The sequence below is a fragment of the Vibrio sp. 10N.222.55.C7 genome, from assembly GCF_041473335.1.
Taxonomy (GTDB): Bacteria; Pseudomonadota; Gammaproteobacteria; order Enterobacterales; family Vibrionaceae; genus Vibrio; species Vibrio crassostreae_C.
In genome coordinates, this window is record NZ_JBFRSC010000066.1 from 21400 (window position 1) to 45754 (window position 24355).

Annotated in this window: 23 protein-coding genes and 1 pseudogene; 8 read left to right on the top strand and 16 right to left on the bottom strand. The window is 44.1% G+C overall.

All coding sequences use genetic code 11. The annotated features are described in order from the left end of the window. The first annotated feature begins 2 nt into the window (after positions 1–2). Positions 3–1889 carry a BCCT family transporter gene (locus tag AB4482_RS20845; protein ID WP_017063436.1) on the top strand — a complete coding sequence of 629 codons (1887 nt, stop codon included), beginning with the start codon at positions 3–5 and terminating at the stop codon, positions 1887–1889. Positions 1890–1994: 105 nt separating this feature from the next. Here AB4482_RS20845 and AB4482_RS20850 read toward each other — a convergent pair whose 3' ends face one another. Then, positions 1995–2432, bottom strand: coding sequence for a YcgN family cysteine cluster protein (locus tag AB4482_RS20850; protein ID WP_017059388.1), 438 nt, complete (start codon positions 2430–2432; stop codon positions 1995–1997). 159 nt (positions 2433–2591) lie between these two features. Between AB4482_RS20850 and AB4482_RS20855 the strand changes: the two genes are divergently transcribed. Beyond that, positions 2592–2840, top strand: a complete 249-nt coding sequence (locus AB4482_RS20855; RefSeq protein ID WP_017059389.1) for a YkgJ family cysteine cluster protein — start codon at positions 2592–2594, stop codon at positions 2838–2840. A gap of 20 nt (positions 2841–2860) precedes the next feature. On the opposite strand, the pseudogene AB4482_RS20860 reads toward AB4482_RS20855, so the two are convergent. Beyond that, positions 2861–3202, bottom strand: a pseudogene (locus AB4482_RS20860) (DDE-type integrase/transposase/recombinase); the annotation flags it as partial. A 140-nt stretch (positions 3203–3342) separates the two neighbouring features. Here AB4482_RS20860 and AB4482_RS20865 point away from each other — a divergent pair. The 5 genes from AB4482_RS20865 (at position 3343) to aqpZ (ending at position 9616) form a co-directional block, all read left to right on the top strand. Then, positions 3343–4308 carry a LacI family DNA-binding transcriptional regulator gene (locus tag AB4482_RS20865; RefSeq protein ID WP_017070321.1) on the top strand — a complete coding sequence of 322 codons (966 nt, stop codon included), beginning with the start codon at positions 3343–3345 and terminating at the stop codon, positions 4306–4308. A gap of 68 nt (positions 4309–4376) precedes the next feature. Further along, entirely contained in the window at positions 4377–6110 is a 1734-nt protein-coding gene (locus AB4482_RS20870) for an alpha-glucosidase (RefSeq protein ID WP_102320046.1), read from the top strand. Positions 6111–6169: 59 nt separating this feature from the next. Further along, a complete protein-coding gene (locus AB4482_RS20875) occupies positions 6170–7798 on the top strand; it encodes a PTS transporter subunit IIBC (RefSeq protein ID WP_017070319.1) in 1629 nt (542 codons plus the stop codon). Between the two features lie 79 nt (positions 7799–7877). Beyond that, positions 7878–8684 carry an endonuclease/exonuclease/phosphatase family protein gene (locus tag AB4482_RS20880; RefSeq protein ID WP_170962780.1) on the top strand — a complete coding sequence of 269 codons (807 nt, stop codon included), beginning with the start codon at positions 7878–7880 and terminating at the stop codon, positions 8682–8684. A gap of 242 nt (positions 8685–8926) precedes the next feature. Further along, positions 8927–9616 carry an aquaporin Z gene (gene aqpZ, locus AB4482_RS20885; protein WP_372181582.1) on the top strand — a complete coding sequence of 230 codons (690 nt, stop codon included), beginning with the start codon at positions 8927–8929 and terminating at the stop codon, positions 9614–9616. 56 nt (positions 9617–9672) lie between these two features. Here aqpZ and recR read toward each other — a convergent pair whose 3' ends face one another. The 7 genes from recR to AB4482_RS20920 all read right to left on the bottom strand — a co-directional run bounded on the left by recR (position 9673) and on the right by AB4482_RS20920 (position 15610). Continuing rightward, positions 9673–10272: a recombination mediator RecR gene (gene recR / locus AB4482_RS20890; RefSeq protein WP_372181583.1), complete on the bottom strand. Its 600-nt coding sequence runs from the start codon at positions 10270–10272 to the stop codon at positions 9673–9675. Between the two features lie 77 nt (positions 10273–10349). Next, positions 10350–10679, bottom strand: coding sequence for a YbaB/EbfC family nucleoid-associated protein (locus AB4482_RS20895; RefSeq protein WP_017062338.1), 330 nt, complete (start codon positions 10677–10679; stop codon positions 10350–10352). A gap of 153 nt (positions 10680–10832) precedes the next feature. Further along, positions 10833–13049 carry a DNA polymerase III subunit gamma/tau gene (gene dnaX / locus AB4482_RS20900; protein WP_372181585.1) on the bottom strand — a complete coding sequence of 739 codons (2217 nt, stop codon included), beginning with the start codon at positions 13047–13049 and terminating at the stop codon, positions 10833–10835. Between the two features lie 18 nt (positions 13050–13067). Beyond that, a complete protein-coding gene (gene apt / locus AB4482_RS20905; RefSeq protein WP_017062340.1) occupies positions 13068–13613 on the bottom strand; it encodes an adenine phosphoribosyltransferase in 546 nt (181 codons plus the stop codon). Positions 13614–13774: 161 nt separating this feature from the next. Further along, positions 13775–14146, bottom strand: coding sequence for a YbaN family protein (locus AB4482_RS20910; RefSeq protein ID WP_210445761.1), 372 nt, complete (start codon positions 14144–14146; stop codon positions 13775–13777). A gap of 74 nt (positions 14147–14220) precedes the next feature. After that, on the bottom strand, positions 14221–14358 hold the full coding sequence (locus AB4482_RS20915; protein ID WP_017067606.1) for a hypothetical protein: 138 nt from the start codon (positions 14356–14358) through the stop codon (positions 14221–14223). Positions 14359–14506: 148 nt separating this feature from the next. After that, a complete protein-coding gene (locus AB4482_RS20920) occupies positions 14507–15610 on the bottom strand; it encodes a response regulator (protein ID WP_102332530.1) in 1104 nt (367 codons plus the stop codon). 228 nt (positions 15611–15838) lie between these two features. Between AB4482_RS20920 and AB4482_RS20925 the strand changes: the two genes are divergently transcribed. After that, positions 15839–16714 carry a LysR family transcriptional regulator gene (locus tag AB4482_RS20925; protein ID WP_017062344.1) on the top strand — a complete coding sequence of 292 codons (876 nt, stop codon included), beginning with the start codon at positions 15839–15841 and terminating at the stop codon, positions 16712–16714. A 100-nt stretch (positions 16715–16814) separates the two neighbouring features. Here the strand turns inward: AB4482_RS20925 and purF are convergent, their stop codons facing one another. The 7 genes from purF to AB4482_RS20960 form a co-directional block, all read right to left on the bottom strand. Beyond that, positions 16815–18329, bottom strand: coding sequence for an amidophosphoribosyltransferase (gene purF / locus AB4482_RS20930; protein ID WP_017062345.1), 1515 nt, complete (start codon positions 18327–18329; stop codon positions 16815–16817). Between the two features lie 33 nt (positions 18330–18362). Further along, positions 18363–18857, bottom strand: coding sequence for a CvpA family protein (locus AB4482_RS20935; protein ID WP_017080899.1), 495 nt, complete (start codon positions 18855–18857; stop codon positions 18363–18365). A 61-nt stretch (positions 18858–18918) separates the two neighbouring features. After that, positions 18919–19491: an SPOR domain-containing protein gene (locus AB4482_RS20940; protein ID WP_372170760.1), complete on the bottom strand. Its 573-nt coding sequence runs from the start codon at positions 19489–19491 to the stop codon at positions 18919–18921. Further along, the gene (folC, locus tag AB4482_RS20945) at positions 19492–20754 is read right to left on the bottom strand and encodes a bifunctional tetrahydrofolate synthase/dihydrofolate synthase (protein ID WP_102428819.1); all 1263 of its coding nucleotides are present in this window, start codon (positions 20752–20754) and stop codon (positions 19492–19494) included. A gap of 42 nt (positions 20755–20796) precedes the next feature. Beyond that, positions 20797–21723, bottom strand: coding sequence for an acetyl-CoA carboxylase, carboxyltransferase subunit beta (accD, locus tag AB4482_RS20950; protein WP_017062348.1), 927 nt, complete (start codon positions 21721–21723; stop codon positions 20797–20799). 176 nt (positions 21724–21899) lie between these two features. Then, on the bottom strand, positions 21900–22694 hold the full coding sequence (gene truA, locus AB4482_RS20955) for a tRNA pseudouridine(38-40) synthase TruA (protein ID WP_004734161.1): 795 nt from the start codon (positions 22692–22694) through the stop codon (positions 21900–21902). A gap of 194 nt (positions 22695–22888) precedes the next feature. Then, on the bottom strand, positions 22889–24355 hold a 1467-nt coding region (locus AB4482_RS20960), incomplete at its 5' end, for a FimV/HubP family polar landmark protein (protein ID WP_372058219.1).

Here is a 24355-nt window from a genome sequence, read left to right on the forward strand (position 1 = left end):
TCGTGAAAAACACTTTTGAGCTTATTGATAAGCCGACCTTCTTTGGTGCTATTGCACTCCTACTCACGATAGTTTTCCCGCTCATTTTGTTCCCAGCACAGGGTGCAGACTGGATTGCGGTTGCGAAAACATTCATGACGGACCAACTTGGATTTCTATATCTTGCTCTAGGCCTCGCGGCTTGTGCATTTATGGTTTACGTTGTGTTCAGTGATATGGGACAAATTAAACTGGGCGAAGCCGATGAAGAGCCTGAGTTTAAAACTGCATCATGGGCTGCCATGCTATTTTGTGGCGGTATCGGTGCAAGTATCTTGTATTGGGGCTGTATTGAGTGGGCTTACTACTACCAATCACCGCCTTTCCAACTAGAACCTGGCAGCGAAGAAGCGGTTCGTTGGGCGGCAACTTACGGTTTGTTCCACTGGGGACCAATCGCGTGGTCTATCTACCTGATCCCTGCAATTCCTATCGCTTACTTCTTCTATGTACGTAAACAGCCAGTTCTAAAGATCTCTAGTGCGTTAATGCCTGTTCTTGGTGAACACCGCAGTAAAGGCGTACCCGGAAAAATCGTCGATATCCTTTTCATTTTCGGTCTATTAGGCGGCGCTGCAACAACACTAGGTTTAGCTGCACCTCTAATCACTGAAGGTCTGAATCACCTATTTGGTCTACCTAAAAATAACCTAACGCAAGTGATGGTGCTTTTAGTGTGTACTGCGATTTTTGCTTACTCATCTTATGCTGGATTGGAAAAAGGCATCAAGATCCTAAGTAACATCAACTTCTGGGGTGCAATGGGTCTGTTGGCTTTCGTTCTGATCGCGGGTCCAACAATCTTCATGCTAGAAACAGGTTTAGACTCGATTGGTCGCCTACTGTCTAACTTCTTCGTGATGGCAACGTGGGCTGAACCATTTGGTGGTTACGGTACATTCGAAAACACTCACTTCCCACAAGACTGGACGATTTTCTACTGGGCATGGTGGCTAGTATTTGCACCGAGTATGGGTCTGTTTGTTGCGCGTATCTCTCGCGGCAGAACCATCAAACAAATGGTGTCAGGGTCGATCTTCTTTGGTTCTCTAGGTTGTTTCCTGTTCTTCATGATCTTAGGTAACTACGGCCTATCACTGCAGCTTTCTGGTGAGCTAGATGTCGTTGCCATTTTGAATGCGGAAGGCGCAACCAAAGCTATCTTCTCGATGCTTGCACAATTGCCAATGAGCACGCTGGTTATCGCTGTATTTACAATGCTGTGTATCATTTTCACGGCAACAACATTTGACTCTATCTCATACATCCTAGCGTCTGTTGTACAAAACAACGTGACCGAAGAGCCAATGCGCTGGAACCGTATGTTCTGGGCATTTACTCTGTCGTTCTTACCAACGATTCTAATGTTCTTAGGCGGTCTAAGTACGCTACAAACGGCGGCGATTGTTGGTGGCTTACCACTGCTTGCTATCTCTGTGATGCTGATGATTTCAGCGGTTCGTGCGACTAACCTCGACCTACGCCATCAAGATGCGTATATCGAGCCAACGATCAACATCGAAGAACTGCCAGACATGGACCCTTGGTCTGCTGAAGGTATGGCGTTGGCTCAGTTTGAGAAAGAAAGAGATGCAGCACAAGAAGCCGCAGAACTTGAGCGTGTTGCTTACACAGAACTTGCCGCAGTGAAGAAAGAAATTCGCGCTTATGTGTTAGAACAAGGTTCACAAATGGAAACTCACGAGTTACCAGAGAACCTACAACAAGCACTTGAGCAGGCCGAGAGTAATCTTAGTGCCGCACAAGCGAAAAAGATCGAGTTATCTGAGCAAGCTCAGAATGCTCGTATCACGTTCAACCAGGTGGTTGCAGACTTACCGCTTGCTTGACATTAGCCATGACACAGTCCATTGATTTGGACCCTCCTAAATACGACAAAGGCTCACAGAAATGTGAGCCTTTTTTTATTCGGGTGATTGACTAGTCTTCGTTAACTAGCGGTTCGGGTGGTTCAAGATGTGATCTTCCCAATCCACCACATCAATTTCGTACACTACTTTGTTACGAACGCTTTCACCTGCTGCATGCATCTCTGTTTTTGATCCGGTGATCAATGGGTGCCACTCAGGGATCGGCTTAGATTCTGATAAAAGGCGGTAAGCACAAGTGTCTGGTAGCCAGTGAAACTCATCGATCTTGTCACGAGTCAGCTTCAAACACTCTTCACCTGAAGTGAAGCGGTTCGGGTAATCTTTACACGAACATGTTTTGTCGTTTAACCAGCTACACGCCACATTGGTGTAGTAAACTTCATCGCTATCTTCATCCATTAGTTTATGTAGGCAGCACTTACCACAACCGTCGCAAAGTGATTCCCACTCATTCTCGGTCATCTGTTCTAGTGTCTTTTCTTGCCAAAATGGATTCGTCATAGGATTACTTCTTACTCTTTTACTGGGGTGCGTGTTATACCGCTAGCCCATAAAAAGTTCAAGGATAATAATTGTTCATTCTTTGATTCAATCAACAGCTGTCACTCTCATCATTTTTTGCTACTATCGCGCACCCTGTTATTTAGTGAGTTTAATTTGATGGAATGTCGCCTAGGTTGTGGAGCATGCTGTATCGCTCCAAGTATTACATCTGCTATTCCTGGAATGCCTAATGGTAAGCCTGCTGGGGTACGCTGCATCCAATTAAATGAGCAAGATCTCTGCAAATTATTTGGTCAACCTTCACGCCCGAAGGTATGTCACCAATTCAAAGCTTGCCCTGTCATTTGTGGTAAAACCGACCAAGAAGCCCTTGATAACCTGATCGAGTTAGAAGCTATTACCTAAGCGTATTAGCCCTTTTCTATATCCCAGCAATTTCTTTTCCTACTCATACTTTGCTTTAGGTTATAGGTGCTTATGAGGCCTCAATAGTCTTTCAAACAATACTGACTACCTCGCTATGAGTAATAACCGTTTCAGGAAACTCTCGGCGAAATAAAGCCATCGATAAGACATCACAGATCAATGAGGCCTTTATTCTCGTACCCATAAACCAACCAATAACTTGCCTTGAATAAAGGTCAATAATGGCAACTAATTATAGCCAATATTTGTTTGTAGCTACGTCGGTGATATCTCCTGCCCATTTTTAAATTAGCAGTCGTTGCACTGAAGACCTGAGCGAGCAAGGCCGTAACTACGGGTATTCAGTTCAGGTCAAGAAGTGGACAATATCTTATAAACTTGAAGTACTATGTGTATATCATCAGGTAGCGTTTTTATTTACTTTGTTGTCAGCCAATATATTGGATAATATGGCAATAATACATTATGGAAGGAAAATGTGATGAGTAAAAAAATGACCATGGCGGAGATTTCAAGACAGCTTGGAATTTCAACAATGACCGTGTCACGTTACTTTAATGACGGTTATGTCTCGGCTGAAAATCGCCTTAAAATTGATGCTATCGTCAAAGAAAATCATTATACCCCTAATATATTTGCTCGTTCCATTCGTAGCCAATCTAATATTATTGGTTTCGTTGCTCCTCGCATTGAGTCATATACAACCAGTTTAGTAATCAAAGGGGCGCTGGCGGCTGCCAATGAATCACAAGTACGAATGCTTTTTCATGCCTCAGGGTTTAACCATGAGTCAGAATGCCAAGCTGTGAGAGAGTTTAATGGCTTAAATGCATTGGGCACTATTATTATTGCTTCAAAGCACAGTGTCGAAGAGACGTTTTATCAAACCTTAGACAATGTGTTATTTATTGGTAAAAACACCCCCCACCATTGCTGTTTATATTACCCCGACCATGCTGCAATTAAAGCACTCGTTTCCCAAACCATCACTCAGTTAAAACAACAGCAGGCACCGCTGGCAGCCGTACATTATATTTATGATGAGCGTATGCTTTCCAGCCGTACTAAGTTGATGCAAGCCACCATTACTGACACCGTCCCTGAGTTGAATTTTTCACTACAAGCTCTAGCCAACTCGGAGGACAAAGCCGGCTACCAAGCAATTCAATTACAGCCTAATCATGTCTACTTTTGTGCCACCGATAATATTGCTATTCGTTTATATCGTCGCGCCAAAGAACAGCAACTCAAGATTGGTCATAACTTATGGATTGTAGGCATGGGTGACTATGACTACAGCGATTTGTTAGTCCCAAGCCTGACTACTGTCGCTTTTAACTACTATCAAGTGGGCTACCAAGCTGTCAAAAAATTGCTCAAGCGCGATTTCAGTTCCGTTGAAGGCACATTCGACATAAGAATGAGAGAAAGTTCACAGTTTCTCTGAAATTGTATTGAGTCCAAATAGGTTCCATTTAACACTATGTGTTAACGATAACACACATAGTATAACCGATGACACTCGCTAATAATCTACATTCAAAACCACTCGCGTGGTGGAAGAAAGCAACTGCCTACCAAATTTATCCCCGTAGTTTTTATGATACAAACCAGGACGGTATTGGTGACATCAATGGGATCATTGCTAAGCTAGATTATCTTGCTGATTTGGGCATTGATTTAATATGGATCTGCCCATTCTACGCATCACCGAATGATGATAACGGTTACGATATCAGTGACTATCAAGCGATTCATCCTGACTTTGGAACCCTTGAGGATGTGGATAAATTAATCACTGCTGCTCATGAACGTGGCATTCGCATTATTATGGATTTAGTGATAAACCACACTAGCGATGAGCATCCATGGTTCATCGAATCGCGAGATAACAAAGATAGCCCTAAGCGTGATTGGTATATTTGGCGTGATGGTTGTGAGCCTACAGCTGAAAAGCCGACTTGCGAACCAAATAACTGGGAAAGTATTTTTCATGGTAGTGCATGGGAATATGATGACAAAACTGCACAATATTATTTGCACCTATTTTCTAAAAAACAGCCAGATCTTAATTGGGAAAACCCTGAAGTTAAACAAGCACTATTTAAAATGATTCATTGGTGGTTGGAACGAGGTATTGATGGTTTCCGTGTCGATGCAATTAGCCATATTCAAAAACAAGCTGGTTTACCCTCTTTACCCAATCCAAAGGGTGAAAACTATGTCTCTTCATTCGATTATCATATGAATGTGGCAGGGATTGAAAAACATCTGTATGAGTTAAAAGAGCAGGCGTTTTCGCCTTTTGATATCGTGACCGTTGGTGAGGCCAATGGGGTGACGGCCGACAACGCATTGCCTTGGGTTGCTGAAGCGACCGAGCACGATCAAGGTGGTGTTTTTAACATGATTTTTCAGTTTGAACACATGAAGCTATGGTCGGAAGAACAAAGCAACGAGAATTTCGATCTCGTGGCGTTCAAACGCATTTTATCGCGTTGGCAAGATGCCTTAGAAGGTAAAGGCTGGAATGCGCTTTATTTAGAAAACCACGATCAAGCTCGTAGTATTGATACTTTTGCCGATCCTAACTCTAGGTATGCCAGTGCTACCGCGTTAGCGAGTTGTTATTTCTTGATGAAAGGAACTCCATTTATTTATCAGGGCCAAGAGATTGGTATGGTAAATCATCAGTTTACTTCTCTTGACGAATTTAACGATGTGTCTGCGAGAAATTTAATTCAAAAGCTATCGCAACAAGGTCAGAGCGATGCCGATATCTTAGCCTTGTTAAATCAAGTATCCCGCGACCACAGTCGCTTGCCAATGCAATGGAATGACCAGGATTTTGCCGGTTTTTCTGAGGTGCAACCTTGGTTCTCGGTGAATCAACAGTATGCAGATATCAATGTTGAGCAACAACAGCAAGATCCAAATTCGATCTTAGGTTTCTATAAGCAGTTGATTGCTTTGCGCAAGTCACATGAAAGCTTAGTGGTTGGCCGTTATCAATTACTGCTAGCTAACGATCCTAATATCTATGTTTATCAACGTGTTGCTCAAGATATGACATGGACCATTATTACCAATTTAAGTCCACAAGAGAGCGTTGTTGATATCGACTGCACCCAATTAGGCGAGTTAATGCTTGATAATCAGAATATTAACAATGAACACGTTCGCTCAGATTTTATAACAACGCAAATAGCCCCCGCTTATGCCGCGTATATATTTGCAAGAAAGCACTAAATTATATTTATGGCTAGGCGCTGATAACGTTAGCCTGTATTTAAATCAAGGAACTATTTATGAGTAAGTTACTATCGTTTGATTTTTGGCAACGATTTGGGAAGTCCCTTATCGTTGTTATCGCGGTGATGCCTGCCGCTGGTATCATGATATCACTAGGTAAAGTGGTCGCAATGTATGCGGGTGGGTTTGGTGCCATTGAAACACTAGGCGCTATAATGGAAAACATAGGTTGGGGGATCATTGTTAACCTTCACCTATTATTTGCGGTCGCGATTGGTGGCTCGTGGGCAAAAGAGCGTGCAGGTGGCGCATTTGCCGCGCTAATTGCCTTCATCTTAATCAACCGTATCACTGGGGTTATATTGGGCGTGGATAACGCTATGCTCAGTGACCCAGAAGCGGTTGTGATGAGCCTATTTGGTTCTGAGTTACCTGTCTCTCAATTCTTCACGAATATTTTGGGTGCTCCTGCCCTAAATATGGGTGTGTTTATCGGTATTATGTCTGGCTATTTAGGTGCCAACTTATTTAACCGCTATCATGACTTCGCTCGCTTACCTCAGGCATTAGCATTTTTCAACGGTAAGCGTTTTGTACCTTTTGTTGTTATTTTCTATTCGCTGATTATTGCGTTTGGTTTATCTGTAATATGGCCTTTAATTCAAGGTGCGCTTAATGATTTTGGTCAATGGATTGCTACCTCTAAAGACACTGCGCCGATCACTGCTCCTTTCTTGTATGGTACGTTAGAGCGTTTATTACTGCCATTTGGTTTACACCACACTTTAACTATTCCAATGAATTACACCGAGTTGGGTGGTACTTATGAGCTTTTGACTGGGATGAATGCGGGCTCAAGTGTTTATGGTCAAGATCCATTATGGCTTGCTTGGGTCAGCGATTTAAATAATCTTAAATTAAGCGATCCGACAACTTACCAACACCTGTTAGATACGGTGCACCCAGCACGCTTTAAAGCAGGCCAAGTTATTATCGCAGCCTCTTCATTGATTGGTATTGGACTTGCGATGTATCACTGTGTTGATAGTGATAAGCGCGCACAATATAAGCCAATGTTCTTATCTGCCTGTCTTGCTGTGTTATTAACCGGTGTGACTGAGCCTATTGAATTCATGTTTATGTTTATCGCTCCCGTTTTGTATGTTGCACATGCTGTGTTAACAGGAGTTGCATTTGCGTTGGTCGATGTGATGGACCTACGTGTACATGCCTTTGGTTTGATTGAGTTACTCACTCGTATACCTATGATGGTTTCAGCGGGCATCGGTGGTGATCTGGTTCGCTTTGCATTAGTTTCTATTGTTTTCTTTGTGGTTAACTATGGATTGTTCCGCTTCCTAATCGTGAAATTGAAGTTACCAACACCGGGTCGTATGGGTAACTACCTGGATGAAAGCTCAGAATCGATGTCAGAAGATGAGAAGATGAACATTATTATTCAGAATTTAGGTGGCCGTGCCAATATTGCTGAGATTGATGCTTGTATGACTCGCTTGCGTATTACAGTTAATGATCCGAAGTTGGTTGCTGAATATGCGTCATGGAAGCCGACAGGGGCTCTTGGTGCTGTGATTAAAGAACAGGGTGTACAAGTTATTTATGGCCCTGGGGTGGATGTTATTAAATCTAAGTTAATAGAGAAATATTCAGCACAACCTGCGTAATTCTTTTTAGATCAAATAACCTCGAGAAACGCAGCCTTGCGCTGCGTTTTATCTCACTAGAATAAATAAGTGAATAATAATGAAGTTAATGACACTAAATACCCACAGTTGGCAAGAAGAAAAACAGCTAGAAAAGTTAGATGTGGTCGCGCAAGCCATTATCGAGCAAGGGTGCGATGTGGTTGCATTACAGGAAGTGAATCAACATCAAGATAGCCCGGCCGTTGATGCCAATATATTAACCAATCACACTGTGTTGGCGAATAACTATGGTTATTTATTACAGAAAAAACTCATGGAATACGGTCATCACTACCAACTTACGTGGGATTTCGTTCATCAAAGTTATGAAGTATATCAAGAGGGGCTCTCATTTTTAACGCGACTACCGATTGTCGAACATGAGGTCATTGATTTAAGTGATAGCTATGATGTGAGCTTTTGGAAACATCGGCGAGCAGTGCGTATTAAAGTGACCTCTCAACAGGGTGATTTTAATCTTTATAATTGTCATTGTGGCTGGTGGAATGACTCAGAGAACTCATTTGAGGATCAGTTCGACCGAATCAAGGCAACTTTACCAACAGAGTTGAGCTTTCTATTAGGCGATTTCAACAACCCAAGCCATATACGTAATGAAGGCTATGATTACGTATTACAACGCGGTTTGATGGATTGTTATGAAGTTGCTGAAATCAAAGATGATGGAACCACTGTCATTAAAAACATTGATGGTTGGGAGCAAAATAGCCAAGCGTTACGCATTGATTTAGTACTTAGTAATCAGCCTGTAGTGGTAAAGCAGCATAAGGTGATTTTTAATCACGATTTTTATCCGGTTGTATCAGATCACTTTGGGGTGTTGGTAGAAGTAGAACTTACTTAATTTTTATCAACTCATCGTAGTTTAAATAAAAAGAATACTGACACAAATACGGCTAATTATCAGGTCACTCTTACTTGCTAAAATAGCGATAGAATACGACTGACCTTAACGATCTTTAGTGCGAGTTCGAAGTGATTACATAAGATTCTCTGTTCTTTCTTTCAACTATATACACAAGATTTCACACTTCTGCGAAATCTAAACTATCTTGTTGATACTGGTACAGATTAATAAGGATCGTTATGAATAGGTATATCGCAGAAATATTCGGTACATTTTGGTTGGTGTTAGGTGGTTGTGGTAGTGCCGTCTTAGCCGCTGCTTTTCCCGATGTAGGTATCGGCTTACTCGGGGTTTCCCTCGCGTTTGGTTTAACCGTACTCACCATGGCTTTTGCTATTGGCCATATATCCGGCTGTCATCTCAACCCTGCTGTTACAATTGGTCTTTGGAGCGGTGGCCGCTTTGATGCCAAAGACGTCGCACCTTACATTATTGCCCAGGTCATTGGCGGTATTATCGCGGGTGGTGTGTTATTTGTGATTGCTTCAGGCCAAGCAGGCTTTGACGCTGCGGCATCTGGCTTTGCTTCAAATGGTTATGGTGAACACTCACCGGGCGGCTACTCGCTCACAGCAGCTCTCGTTTGTGAAGTGGTCATGACCATGGTGTTCCTATTCGTGATTATGGGCGCGACGGATTCGAAAGCACCCGCTGGGTTTGCACCTATCGCAATTGGTCTTTGTTTGACCCTAATTCACCTTATCAGTATCCCTGTAACCAATACCTCGGTGAATCCTGCGCGAAGTACTGGTGTAGCCGTATTTGTCGGTGATTGGGCTGTTTCGCAACTATGGTTATTCTGGGTTGCACCGATTATTGGAGCCGTGATTGGAGCCGTGATATACAAAGCAATACGTGGGAAGGATTAAGCATTAAATAGGTATGAGTTTAAAACAAATAAAAAGCCGCTCAATGAGCGGCTTTTTTAGATCTTATGACGACCGAGTAAGGAGTGCGAAAGCGTGGTGCCATCCACCAGCTCTAGCTCACCACCAACGGGAACACCATGAGCGATACGGCTTGCGTTCACTTCATGGGCATTACATAGCTCAGCAATGTAGTGCGCTGTCGCTTCCCCTTCAACTGTCGGGTTGGTCGCTAGGATTACTTCAGAGATATCACCACGGCGTAAGCGGTAGTCCAGAACATCGAGACCGATATCACTTGGACCAATACCATCAAGTGGTGAAAGGTGACCCATAAGCACAAAGTAACGACCAGAATATTGGCCTGTTGCTTCGATAGCTGCAATGTCTGCTGGGCTCTCTACTACACAGATTTGACCATTTTCCAGACGTTTAGGATTGGTACAAATGTGGCAGGTATCTTCTTCAGTAAAAGTACGGCACTCATTACAGTGACCAATTTCGGTCATTGCTTGGCTAAGAGCTTCAGCCAACTGTAGGCCGCCTTTTCTATCGCGCTGTAACAAATGAAAGGCCATACGCTGCGCCGACTTGGGGCCAACCCCAGGTAGACAACGTAAGGCCTCCATCAAATGCTCCAGCATATGACTGGTACGCATATTTAACCGTTCTAATTTTCAAGTAATAGCCTGTTCAACACAAACCGCAGCCTGAATAAACCTTTAGAAATAGTTTCTTAGAAAGGCATCTTCATACCTGGTGGAAGTTGCATTCCGCCAGTTACGCTAGCCATTTTCTCTTTTTGAGTTTCTTCAACGCGACGAGCCGCATCGTTGAAAGCTGCAGCGATAAGATCTTCAAGCATCTCTTTATCGTCTTCCATTAGGCTTTCATCGATATCAACACGGCGAACGCTGTGGCTACCAGTGATCGTTACTTTTACAAGGCCAGCACCTGACTCACCTGTAACTTCCATATTTGCGATTTCTTCTTGAAGCTTTTGCATGCGCTCTTGCATTTGCTGGGCTTGCTTCATCATGTTGCCCATACCGCCTTTACCAAACATGTTAATACTCTCTGGTCTAATTGGTTTATTAAAAATTAATTAAGCTATACGAGCTTAAATGGGGGTTAAAACAGTGTGATTCAACCCCTCGATGTTCAGTTCTCAGATTTGCTTATCTGGGATGATACGCCGGTCACTAAACAAGAAAACGTTCTAGATAGGACGAACGCTGTCTCTGTCGAGTTCAGCGGCAAAACGTCTTTCAATGAACTGTACGTTGGCATCGTTTTCTAAAGCGGTAAACGCGTCTTTCAACTTACCTTGATACAATCGTTCTCGTAATTCTAGCGGCGTTTCTCCACCATCACCGATTTCAACACTCAAATGACACTCTTCCCCAAGCACAGTATTGAGAGACTGCAATAGCTCACTCTGCGCACGGTCGGTATTCAAATGAGCTTGGCTCGCTCTTAACGTTAAAGTGATTGATGTGTCGTTTTTAGCAAACACTGAGTTCAATGCTAACTGTTCAACAAGCTTGGCTGTCTCTAGCTTTTGAATCGTGGCTGACCATTCATCTTGAGCAATCGACTCTTGAAGCAATTTGTCGACCATTTCCGGTGTCTTAATATGCTCTAACGCACGCTTTATTTGAGTAGGTGTAAGCTCTTTGCTTACCTCTTTCACTACAGGTTTAGACGGTTTCCAGCGATAAGGTTCATTATCATTGGTCACATTCTCTGTCGAAGAGGCTGATAAAGAAGCTGGCGACACCCGCTCAGAACCACCGTGTTGCTGAGCAACTCGATCAAGAACTGAAGTTTTAGCTGGTGTCGCTTTAGCCTTTTTTGACGCCGAGCCTTTGTTTTCTGTTGCCGAACTGCCTCTACGTTGAGAACGTAATTGGTGGCGTAAACCACTCACAGGCGAAGTTGCACGCGCTGGCTGCTCTTGCGGAGCAGAAGGTGCAGCGCTTGGCTGTTGAACCGGGCTCTGGTTTTGATAATTCGTTTGTTGCTGCTGAGGTTGCTCTGCACCGTAGCTTGGACGCTCATCATAAGCAGGAGGCGCGTCATACTGGCTATGCGGGTAATCCTGCTCAGGATAACCTTGGTTGCCTGAATGTTCAGCGTAACCTTGCGAATCTGAATACTGTGCTGGATTCTGCTGCACGGGTGGCTGCTGCATAGCTTGCTGTTGAGGCGCCTGTTGTTGCATCTTAGGCTGTCTCGGAGCTGCCATTGGCGCAGGTTGACTCACTGACTGAGCAACGTTCTGAGCTTGAGCTGCTGGAACTGGCGCTGGGCTTGCCGACTGAGTCGAGATTGCCGTAGCAACCGCTTGTTCAGCTGGTCTAAATGCCAACATGCGTAAAACCACCATCTCAATACCAACGCGAGCGGTTGGCGACAATGGTAAGTCTTCACGACCTTTCAACACGATCTGGTAGTAGAGTTGAATGTCTTGTGGGCTAAGCGCTTTGCTCAGTAGTTCAAGCTTCTCAGCGTCAGGCTGTGCCTTATCTAGTGTAGATGGCAAAGCTTGGAACATCGCAAGACGATGCAGTTGAGTCGCAAGCTGATTCAGCAAACCATCCCACTCGACACCCTTCTCAGCAAGGCTTTGGATACACGCCATCGCTTGCTGTGGCTGCTTACTGCTAATCGCTTCAAGCAAGTGGATAGCTTGGTCGGTATCCAGTGTTCCTAGCATGTGAGCAACAGTATCTGTTACGACATTGCCGTTACCTAATGCGATAGCTTGGTCTGTAAGGCTTAGCGCATCACGCATACTGCCATCAGCAGCATGAGCAATCATTCCAAGCGCACGAGATTCAGACGTCACATCTTCTTGTTCAAGAATATGATCGAGCTGCTCGTGAATATTATCAACGCTGATCGGCTTGAGATGGAACTGCAAACAACGCGACAAGATCGTTACTGGAAGCTTCTGTGGATCCGTTGTTGCGAGCAAGAATTTCACATACTCAGGCGGCTCTTCTAAGGTCTTTAGAAGCGCGTTAAAGCTGTGCCTGGAAAGCATGTGGACTTCATCGATTAGGTAAACCTTGAAGCGACCACGTGCAGGCTTGTACTGAACATTGTCCAGAAGCTCGCGGGTATCTTCTACCTTAGTTCGTGATGCCGCATCGATCTCGAGCAGGTCAACAAAGCGACCTTCATCGATTTCTTTACAGGTTGCACATTCACCACAAGGTGTTGAGGTAATGCCTGTTTCACAGTTGAGTCCCTTAGCAAACAAACGACCGATGGTTGTTTTACCAACACCTCGTGTACCGCTGAACAGGTATGCGTGGTGCAACCTATTCTGGCTAAGGGCATTCTCTAATGCTGTTAAAACATGGGCTTGACCAACCACTTCTTTGAATTTGGTTGGTCGCCATTTTCGCGCTAACGCAAGATAGCTCATGAATAATTCCGAAAAGGATTAATGACCGTCGAATTCGCAGATGCTAAACACTTCTAGACCTAAGCCTTGTAAGCGCTTGTCACCACCGATTTCTGGAAGGTTAATAACAAATGCAGCGTGTTCTACCACACCACCAAGCTGACGAATCAACTTTGTTGTTGCTTCAATCGTACCGCCCGTTGCTAGCAAATCATCAACCATCAACACTTTATCGCCTTCAACGATAGCATCAGTATGGATTTCTAGAGTGTCGGTGCCGTACTCAAGCTCATAAGATTGTGCCACAGTTTGACGAGGCAGCTTGCCCGGCTTACGAACAGGAATGAAGCCAACACCTAGCTCAAGTGCCAAAGGCGCACCAAATAGGAAACCACGAGCTTCAGTACCAACGATCTTAGTAAAGCCCATGTCCTTGTATGTTTCCGCTAGCAGGTCGATAGTCGCTTTGTAAGCTACTGGATCTTCCATCAAGCTTGTTACGTCACGGAACAAAATACCCGCTTTAGGGTAATCAGGAATGCTTTTGATGCTTGCTTTGATCAGAGAGATTTTTTCTGTGTTCATAATCTTATGCACTTCATTAGGCCGCTTTCCAAACTCTCGTTAACGAATCAAACATCAACGCTCGGAATTAAGGAAAGGTACGATTGGTATTCATTGCAACGAGAGTCATAACTCTGATTGCTGAAATAATAAACGCCCGCTATACAAGCAGGCACACTGGCTTAATGGTAGTGATTTTCTTTGCTGTCAGCAACCAACTCATGGGTTGGAAGTCGCATAAACCATGTGAGAAGAATAACAAGTACACAAATTAGGAAAGCCTTGACCCAAATGATAGGGGCAAAGTAGATGGATAACGCAAAACTCAACACGATAAAGAATACGCCACGCGTTTTAACTTGTTTGGTGACGGCACCATGTTGATACCAATTGTTCAGCAAAGGACCCAGCGTTTTGTGCTCATGCATCCATTTATGAACTTTCGGATTGCTTCGCATGAAGCATGCGCTGGCAAGAAGGAGAAAAGGAGTGGTTGGCAGAACGGGCAAAACTATCCCTAGAACTGCGAGAAATATACAAAGGCCACCAGCAATATTGAGGCTTAAAACTCGAACGCTAATTGTGGCCTCCTTGAGTTAGCTATCACCAATCGGCGACGACAGCTTAACTAGAATGTTGCGTAACCATTGAATACACGGATCAACGTAAGTGTTGCTGGTAGCAATGGAATCATTAAAAATGCGGCTAAAAATCCTAAAAAGTAGAATACATTAAACGGGTCTTGAAAGTCTTTGTTATCTGCCATGATTGCTTCTTGTTTTTGTTAGTGAAGGTAAGTATCCGGCGAACCAAACCCGCTTTGCTAAATCGACATTTAACAAAAAAGGCATAGCCACACCATTTGCGCAACTATACCTTAATCAATTATTCACAAAAACCGAGGAAATATAGGGTTAATCAGTAGACCCTTGGTGTATGTCTAAACTAAAACTTGCCGCTCCAAGTAGGCTCAACGACAGTTGGCAGCCCTGTTCGATCGGAAGGTCCCGCGTAATAAAGTTCTTCTTGCAGTTCTCACCCAAGCGCTCACCTGCTGCAATATATTGATTCAATTCACCATTCGACCATTGCCCGTCTAGACCCGCAGGCAAAATGGAGATGGTTCCCTCGGCAAGGTCAGCAACACCAAACAAGGCATTCACTGGGGTGGAGCATTTAGAGCAACGAATCCCCTTCTCTAAGATTTCAGCAATATCTTTGAGATCAACATTAAAATCTTTTCTGTTTCTTATGTAATCGTGGAACAGCGCTCTCACTAACAATGTTGTCGCGGAGCCGCCATTATCAGACGACGATGAATCGACGAGGTAAAAAGCAAACTGCCCGTTCATCATCCACGCATAGTCAAACACAAGTGGCATCATCTCTGTTGATTGCAGTAACCGGTAACTGCAACGCCATGAGCCTTGTCGCGTATCTTTCTCTGGAAGCAGCGCATGCAGTAAGTCTTTTGCTGCGCTTGGGTTATCTTGAAGGTAATTCAGGTGCCAATGCAGTTCTTGGTCTTCAGGGATCTCTCCCCCATCATCCACACAGAACCATTGGCTCGAAAAATCTCGTTGGTCTGAAATGTTATCGAACGAATCTGTCAATGTATTCGCAATCGCACTTCCTAGGTGACGGTGATCCTCTAACGGCTTCGCCAAGAAGTCTTTAATACCAAATCGCAAGGCTTTCGCCACGTCAGACATATCATCAGTGCCAGACACAACGATCATAGGCAGTGACGGGTACTCTAAACTGAGCTCTTCCACAAGCTCTATGCCATCAAGTATTGGCATTGATAAGTCACACACAATTAAATCTGGCGCTGAGTCTCTAAGTTTCTGCAAAGCGTCCAGTCCATTTTCAGCCTCAACCACTTTATAACCGACCTTGTCTAGGTACGCGCTGGTTATACGGCGAAAAATAGGATCATCATCAACCAACATCACGCATTTTTGGTTAATTACTTCCTGAGCCGAGGTCATTACTGGCTGACTGTGAGTTTTGTACATAATCTATAACCTCACAAAACTAAGTCGAATTATTATTGTTATCTGTTCTAAGAACTAATATAAAACTTAGTAATAAAATGCTAAATACACAAATTTGCACTCTTTACTGGTAATTCGTGACGAGGGTTGGAATACTTGTAAATAGTGCAACGAGTTGACGTAACGCAAACATTGATCTCACTGTTACGTATAAATTAGATGAGATTGTAAACAAATGTGTCTGGATTTATGAAATTAGATGATTTAAACCTCTTTCGACTCGTCGTTGAAAATGGGAGCTACACCGCAACATCGCGCAAGACTATGATTCCGGTTGCGACCATCACACGACGCATCCAAGCCTTAGAAGATTCTTTGAACCTTAGGCTTCTCAATAGACACGCGCGTAAACTTTCTTTAACAGAGGCAGGCGAACGTTTCTTCAATGAATGCTCTCCGCTGTTGCAACGTCTCTCTTCTACTGCAGAAGAGTTAACTGACGTGTGCAAAGGCGCTTCCGGTAAGATTCGTATTACGGCACCCTCAAACCTGACCAAGCGCATGATGATGCCAATGTTCAGTGAATTCATGATTCAATACCCTGATATCAATATTGAGCTGATGATGAACAACCAAGCGGATCAGCTGGATCCAACGGAGTGGGACGTAATTTTCCGAGTCGGCCCTCAGCGTGATTCAAGCCTAATCGCTCGAAAAATCAGTGAAGTCAAAGATATTCTCATCGCGAGCCCTGAGTACTTAGCGAAGAACCCAGCTCCAAGCCATGCTGAAGAGCTAGCGAACCATTCGCTACTCAAAGGCTACCCGCTGATTAAGTGGCAGCTGAGTAATTCGAATGAAGAGACGGTGGTGAATAGCGAGAAAGGCCGTTTCAACGCCAATGCGCTTAATGTCGTAAGACAAGCGTGCTCAGAAGGCCTAGGTATCACCCTGATGCCTGACGTGATGATTCGTGAATACATTGAAGATGGCAGCTTAGTGCAAGTCTTAGAAGACTGGAGCGCTAACCCTCGTGATATTTACATGCTTTATAACCACAAAGACCATCTACCAGAGAAAGTGAGATTGTTTATTGATTTTGTGATCGCATACCACATTCATTAAGGTCAATCCCCTTCTCTATAAACAAAAAACCAGAGCCGATGCTCTGGTTTTTTATTTTCTGTATCGCTAGCGAAACTCTGTATGACTAACGAAACGCTAGTTAAGCGCCTTCGTTGTGTAACTCTAAGTTAGCAAGATCTTGTTGAATCTCACGCTGAACCTTTGAGTCGTCATTACGCAAAGAGTCTAGGAAATCTAGGTACACTTGGTCGATATCGCCCGTTACATACTCGCCGTTAAATACAGAAGTATCAAAACGAGAGATGTCTTGATTGCCCATGCCCACTGCAGAAATCAGATCTGGTAGCGTTTGGAAAATCAAGGCGTCTGCGCCAATCTGCTTACAAATCGTTTCGTTATCACGACCATGAGCAATCAACTCTGTCGCGCTCGGCATATCAATGCCGTAAACGTTAGGGAAGCGAACCTCTGGAGCAGCTGAAACCATGAAGACCTTATTTGCGCCAGAATCACGAGCCATCTCAATGATCTGCTCTGATGTTGTGCCGCGAACGATAGAATCGTCAACCAGAAGAACGTTCTTACCTTTAAACTCAGAGCGAATTGCGTTGAGCTTACGGCGAACCGACTTCTTACGTTGTTGCTGACCTGGCATGATGAATGTGCGGCCAACATAGCGGTTTTTCACGAAACCTTGACGGTATGGTTTATTGATCGCTTGAGCGATTCGTAGCGCAATATCGTTTGATGTTTCAGGGATTGGAATAACTACATCAATGTCTAAGTCTGCGTACTCTTCTTTAATACGCATACCAAGCATCTCACCCATCTCAACGCGTGCGCTGTAAACCGAGATTTTGTCGATGAATGAATCTGGGCGTGCAAAGTATACAAACTCAAAGATACATGGGTTTAGTTGTGGGTTGTCTGCACATTGCTTAGTGAAAAGCTCACCGTCAAACGTTGCGTAGATAGCTTCACCTGGTGCTACGTCGCGCATGAAGTCGAAACCAACAGCATCGAGTGCTACCGATTCAGACGCAACCATGTACTCTGTTTTACCTTGAACTTCACGCTTACCAAGACACAATGGACGAATACCATGTGGGTCACGGAATGCGATCATACCGTGGCCGATGATCATCGCCGTTACGGCGTAAGCACCACGAATTGTACGATGCACATTTGCCACAGCGCGGAAAACGTCATCTGAAGTTACGTTACCTTTAACAGTATCGATCTCATGAGCTAATACGTTCAGTAGAACTTCAGAGTCAGAGGTTGTGTTTACATGACGACGGTCTTTTTCGAACAACTTCTCACGAACTTCGTTTGCGTTCGTCAGGTTACCGTTGTGCGCCAACGTAATGCCAAAAGGAGAGTTTACGTAGAAAGGCTGAGCTTCAGACGCACTTGAACTACCCGCAGTAGGATAACGAACATGGCCAATACCAACTTCACCTTGTAGGCGCTGCATGTGTTTTGCTTCAAAAACATCTTTTACTAAACCGTTCGCCTTACGCAGACGGAAACGATTGCTTTCTATGGTACAAATACCAGCGGCATCTTGGCCACGATGCTGCAATACCGTTAAAGCGTCATAAATAGACTGGTTTACAGGTGTTGAACCCACGATTCCAACAATACCACACATGTCCTAATCCTCGATTTTCGACATTAACTGGCGCTAAAGCGCGCCAGAAGATAAGAAACTTGATGTCGCTTCGATATGTTCAAAAAAAGGCTCAATTACCATTTTAAAATGTGGAACGAGTTGAGAATTATCCCACCATTCACTTTTATTAAAACTAGTAAACGTATCAACAAAGAAAAGTATTGCTGAAACAATTAGTACACCCCGCAGTGCACCAAAGACAATACCTAACACTCTATCAGTACCAGATAAACCTGTTTTCTGAACTAGTTGGCCGATGACATAGTTAACTAAGGCACCAACAACTAACGTTGCAACAAATAATGCTGCTATCGCAGTTCCGTTTCGAAACATCTCATCTTCGATATTGGTGAAGTACATGGCTAATTTAGCGTAGTACTGGCTAGCAATAAAAAATGCTCCAAACCAAATAACAAGTGATAACGCTTCTTTAGCGAAACCGCGAACTAAACTGATCACGGCAGAGAAGCCGATCACGCCTAAAATGACAAAATCTAACCAATTCATGAATTCTTCATCTTAAGTTGGCGCGCATTTTAACATAAAAAATGCTGACGCAAACGTTTTCCTATGGGTTTAACGGTTTAAATTTAAGCAACTGGCCTTTTAAACCCGTAATTTTTTCTAATTCCTTAATTTGTCGCTCAAGTTTGGATTTAGAGACATCCGGGCCAATAATTACTCGCGTAAATGTTTTTTCTTTTTTCGTATAAGCAGGGTAACCTTGCTCTTGTAACCCTTCAGCTACAACTCTTGCATTATCTGCATTCTTCAAAGCCACCAATTGAATAATCCAAGCACTGTCTTGGTATTCATTTTTTTCCGGTACTGGCTTAACCACCACTGCCACTTTATCCGCTTCTTTGTTACTGGCAGCCGACGCAGTTTGCTTATCTGAATTATCAACACCACTTTCAACCACTCGCTCAACCGGAGAATCCGGCAGTGCAATCTGATCTTCAACAGGGTCGAGTACTTCAAACACTTCAACATTACTATCAAGCTCTGGCTTAATCGGAATGCTTGCAAACTCTTCTTTATAGTGGAGCTTCTTACCATCTAGCACATCGGGCAATACAATCACACCAATGGCCACTAAAATGATGGTACCGACTAATCGGCTTTGGAATTTACTTGCCATTTAGTTTCCTTTTTTCTGCCAATGCTCCAATACTTCACCCACAGTATGGAAAGAACCGACCACCAGTACAACATCGTCACCTTTAACAGAAGCTAAAGCCGCTTCAAACGCTGCTACAGGGTTTGAATGCTGCTCTACTCCTTGAGGTAAGCTTTGACACAATTCAGCCGCTGTTGCGGCTCGTGGACCGTTCAGCGAAGCTGGGTACCAATGTGTTGTGATTGGTGCTAATACTTCCAATGTCGCAGGGATATCTTTGTCATGAAGCATGGCGACTACAACGTGTAAATTTTTGCCTGCATACTTCTTCGCGACTTGCTGCGCAAAGTACTCAGCAGAATGCGGGTTGTGTGCTACATCAAGCACAATCACCGGTTGTTCGCTAATTTGCTGCATACGCCCAGGAAGCTGCGCATTCTTCATGCCGTTAACCACGTTCACGTCGCTAATACTAAGCTCTGATGTGCCCAATGCCATCAACGCTGTTGCAGCGTTAGGTAACGGCAGGCTTGGAATAGGTAGCGATTCTAGTTGGAATGCACCACTGCGCCAGTTCCACGTATCACCGTCAACATCATAAGTGTATTGAATACCGACTTGGTAGAACTCAGCCTTAATGTCATCAGCGTGCGCTGCAACCGTAGCCGGTGGCTTGGGTTGACCACAGATAGCGGGTTTACCGCTACGATAAATGCCCGCTTTCTCAAAACCAATCACATTAATGTCATCACCTAGCCAGTCAACATGGTCGACAGCCAAACTAGTAATCACAGAAACATCATGCTCAACGATATTGGTCGCGTCTAAACGCCCGCCTAAACCCACTTCTAAAAGCACAACATCAACCGCTTCAGTTTGAAATGCACGTAACGCCGCTAAAGTGCCATATTCGAAAAAACTCAGGCTGATTTCGCCACGCTCTTTCTCAATGAAATCGAAAGACTGAACCATCTTTTCATCAGATAGATCTTGGCCGTTGATACGAACACGTTCGTTATAGCGAATTAAGTGAGGAGAGCTGTAGACACCAACTGAGTAACCAGCGTCCAATAGAATCGCTTCCATCAGTGCACATGTTGAGCCTTTGCCATTGGTTCCGGCAACAGTAATAACATGTTGAGCAGGTTTGGTGAGGTTTGCCTTAGAGGCGACGGCCTGAACTCGGTCTAATCCAAGATCAATAGCGCTTGTGTGGATGTTTGATAAATAATCAAGCCACATCTCCAAAGAGGATGTGGCTTGAGGAATAGGTTGTTGACTCATCTAACTCATAACCATAATTAAGTTGGTTTGTTAGAAGGTACTTTACCCTTTTTCTGGCGCTTCTGGTACTTCATAAGTAGCTTCATTCGGTGAATCGTTCACAGAAACTACTAATGGTGAAGGCTGGTTGGTCATTTTAGCAACAAGGCTTGCAACGCGCTGACGCATCTCACGACGGTCAACAATCATGTCGATAGCACCGTGGTCTAGTAGGAACTCACTGCGTTGGAAACCTTCAGGAAGGTCTTCACGTACCGTTTGTTCGATTACACGACGTCCAGCAAAACCGATCAGTGCTTTTGGTTCACCAATATTGATATCGCCAAGCATTGCCAAACTTGCAGAAACACCACCCATTGTTGGATCAGTCATAACTGAAACAAACGGTAGGCCTTTCGCAGATAAACGCTCAAGCGCAGCACTGGTTTTCGCCATTTGCATTAGAGACATCAATGCCTCTTGCATACGAGCACCACCACTTGCAGAGAAACACACTAAACCACAGTTGTTCTCGATAGCAGCATCTACCGCTTTCACGAAACGAGCACCAACAACAGAACCCATTGAGCCGCCCATGAATGAGAATTCAAAAGCACACGCTACGATAGGTAAACCCAATAGTTCGCCTTTCATTGCAACTAATGCGTCTGTTTCACCACTGTTCTTTTGAGCAGCAGAGATACGTTCTTTGTAACGCTTAGAGTCTTTAAACTTCAGCTTGTCTTGTGGCTCAAGATCAGCACCTAGTTCAACACGCTCACCTTTGTCTAGGAATGTATCCAGACGGCGACGTGCTTTCATGCGCATGTGATGGTCACATTTTGGACATACTTCTAGGTTACGCTCTAGTTCAGCATGGTACAGAACCTGCTCACAAGAAGTACATTTAGTCCAAACACCCTCAGGGATAGATGCTTTACGAGATGTTACGATGTTGCTTTTTTCTAAAATCTTTTCAAGCCAACTCATGGAAGACCTTTTTGTTTCGATTCTTCCGCTTGATTGCGAAAGAAATAAATTTGGGAATTATGCGTGGGAATTAAAGCACATAAAACAGCGACTGTAGATAAAAAACTGGTTGTACCTATTTTCTGGGACTATCTTACGCACTAAACCGTAATAATTTTTGAACCTAAGTCTCACATTTAGTTCAAATTATCCGGCAAAAATAGAGGACCAATTGGCTCTCGTGGTAGCTCAAAATGTTCAGGATAATCAACATCCACCAGATACAAACCTTCCGCTTTTGCAGTTGCGCCGGCTACTTTTCGATCTTTAGCTTCTAAAAGCCACTGGATCCACTCTGGTTTCTGCTCACCTTTACCTACGGCAATAAGGCTACCAGTAATATTCCTCACCATGTGGTGAACAAACGCATTCGCTTTAATATCGATCACAATGTAGTGTCCATGACGAGTCACGTTTAAGTGAATCATGTTTCTCCATGGGCTACGAGATTGACAGTGTGTTGCCCTGAACGAAGTGAAGTCATTCTCACCAAGTAAGTACTGACCCGCTTCATGCATTTTTTTCTCATCAAGGTGACCATGATAATGGCTCACGCCTGAATTCAAAATGCCTGGGCGTAGTGCATGGTTAAAGATAATGTAGCGATAACGGCGAGCAGTTGCCGAGAAACGAGCATGGAAATCCTCATTCACTTCTGTCGCCCAACGAACCGCAATATCTTTTGGCATGTTGGCATTCGCGCCCATTGTCCATGCCACCATTTTACGATCGACATTAGTTTCAAAGTGAACGACTTGTCCCGTACCGTGAACACCGGCATCTGTACGACCTGCGCACATAACTTCTACAGGGTGATTCGCGACAACTGAAAGAGCCTTTTCCAATTCTTCTTGGACACTTTTCACGTCTCGTTGGCGCTGCCAACCAAAGTAGTGGGTACCGTTATATTCAATACCTAAAGCAATTTTCATGTTCTTGTTCTCTTTGAAAATGGGCGAGAATTATATACGGAAATCAGTGCTAGCCCAAATAGGATGGGGCTAAAACTTCAATAAACAATCAGCATCGACCGAGACGATGCTGTTGAAAAACCAAATGAAACGATAGCGCTCTGTATCGCCTTAAAATAAAGGGTAGCCAACGCTACCCTTTCTGATTTGTAAATTTATCGACCGTTTAACGTATCGATAAGATTTTTTGCCTCTCGACGAATATCATCGCTGCCGTCAACGATTGCCTCTTCTAGAAGCTTAATTGCCCCTTGCGAGTCACTCATCTCGATGTAGATTTTGGCCAAATCAAGCTTACCCGCAGCTTCTGCATTGCTGTCGACATCATAATTGCCAATATCACCGATAACATCAGGGAATTCGTTAAGACCCACATCCAGTTTAAGCTCTTCATCGTCTGGATTAATGACTTCTTCACCTTCTTGCTCGACTTGAGCCATTAGCTCATCAATCGTCATGTACTGCTTATCACGACTGTTGCCTGATTCGGTTAGATTGTCTTGTTCAGCCCAATTCTCTTCTTTGATTTTCGGTTCAGCTTGCTGTTCAGCCGATGCCCAAATCTCTTGTTGGTCATCAGGCACATCATTATGCATGCTCGATTGTTGTTCTGGCGCTAGGTTAAAGCCTTTCCAGTCTTCGCCGCCGACTTCAAGCATGGCGTCAATATCTAACCCTGCGCTATCAATCGAAGTTGCGTCCAATGGCTTATCGAACATGTTGTCGACAGAGTCTTGAACATCTTCAGAAAGCAACTCAGCTAATGCTGTCTCATCAAAGTCATCAAAGCCTTCTAGTGGCTCGTCTTGAACCGCTGCAGGCGTTGAGTTTGGCTCTGAAGCCGCGCTCAGTGATTGTTCTGGCTGTGCAAAACCAGCCGGTTCAGAGTCTTCAGCATTCGAGAAATCATCAGCCTGACTATAGCTCTGCGGATTTGAGAACAGATCATGCAACGCATCTTGCTCTTCGCCTTGTGGGCTGAAAGAAGTCAGTGGTGTTGGCTTCTCAGCAAACGCATCAGAGATGGCTTCATCTTCACCATATTCCGGTAAATCAAACTCATCGAACTCTACGCCTTGGGCTTCCGCCACCGGCTCGGCATTGCTTTGCTCAATATCATCTAAAACAGAGTCTGCTTTTGCGCTTTCTTCATCGTACTCCGGAAGATCAAGGTCATCGAACTCGAACTTCTCTGTGTCAGGCGCTAAGTCTTGCTCTAACTGTGCTTCATCTGGTTCACTCACCACTTCCGCTAACGCATCGTCTTCACCAAACTCTGGTAGTTCGAAGTCATCAAGCGAGAATTCTTCTTCGCTTTCTGGTTTCGCAGTTTCAACTTGTGGTGCAGCATCTAACTGAGGCTCAGCGGTAGGTTGCGATTCAACACTTGATTGAGAGTCTATAGCAGGCGTTGCTGGCTCTGTTGTTGATTCAGCATCAGCTTCCGCTAGTGCGTCTTCTTCACTAAACTCTGGTAAGTCGAAATCATCAAACGAAAACTCTTCGTCGTCTTGCGCCTGAGCTATAACTTGGGCTTCAGTTTGAGGCTCAACACTTGGTTGAGCATCAATAGCTGGCGTTACTGGTTCTGGTGTTGATTCAGCATCAGCTTCCGCTAGTGC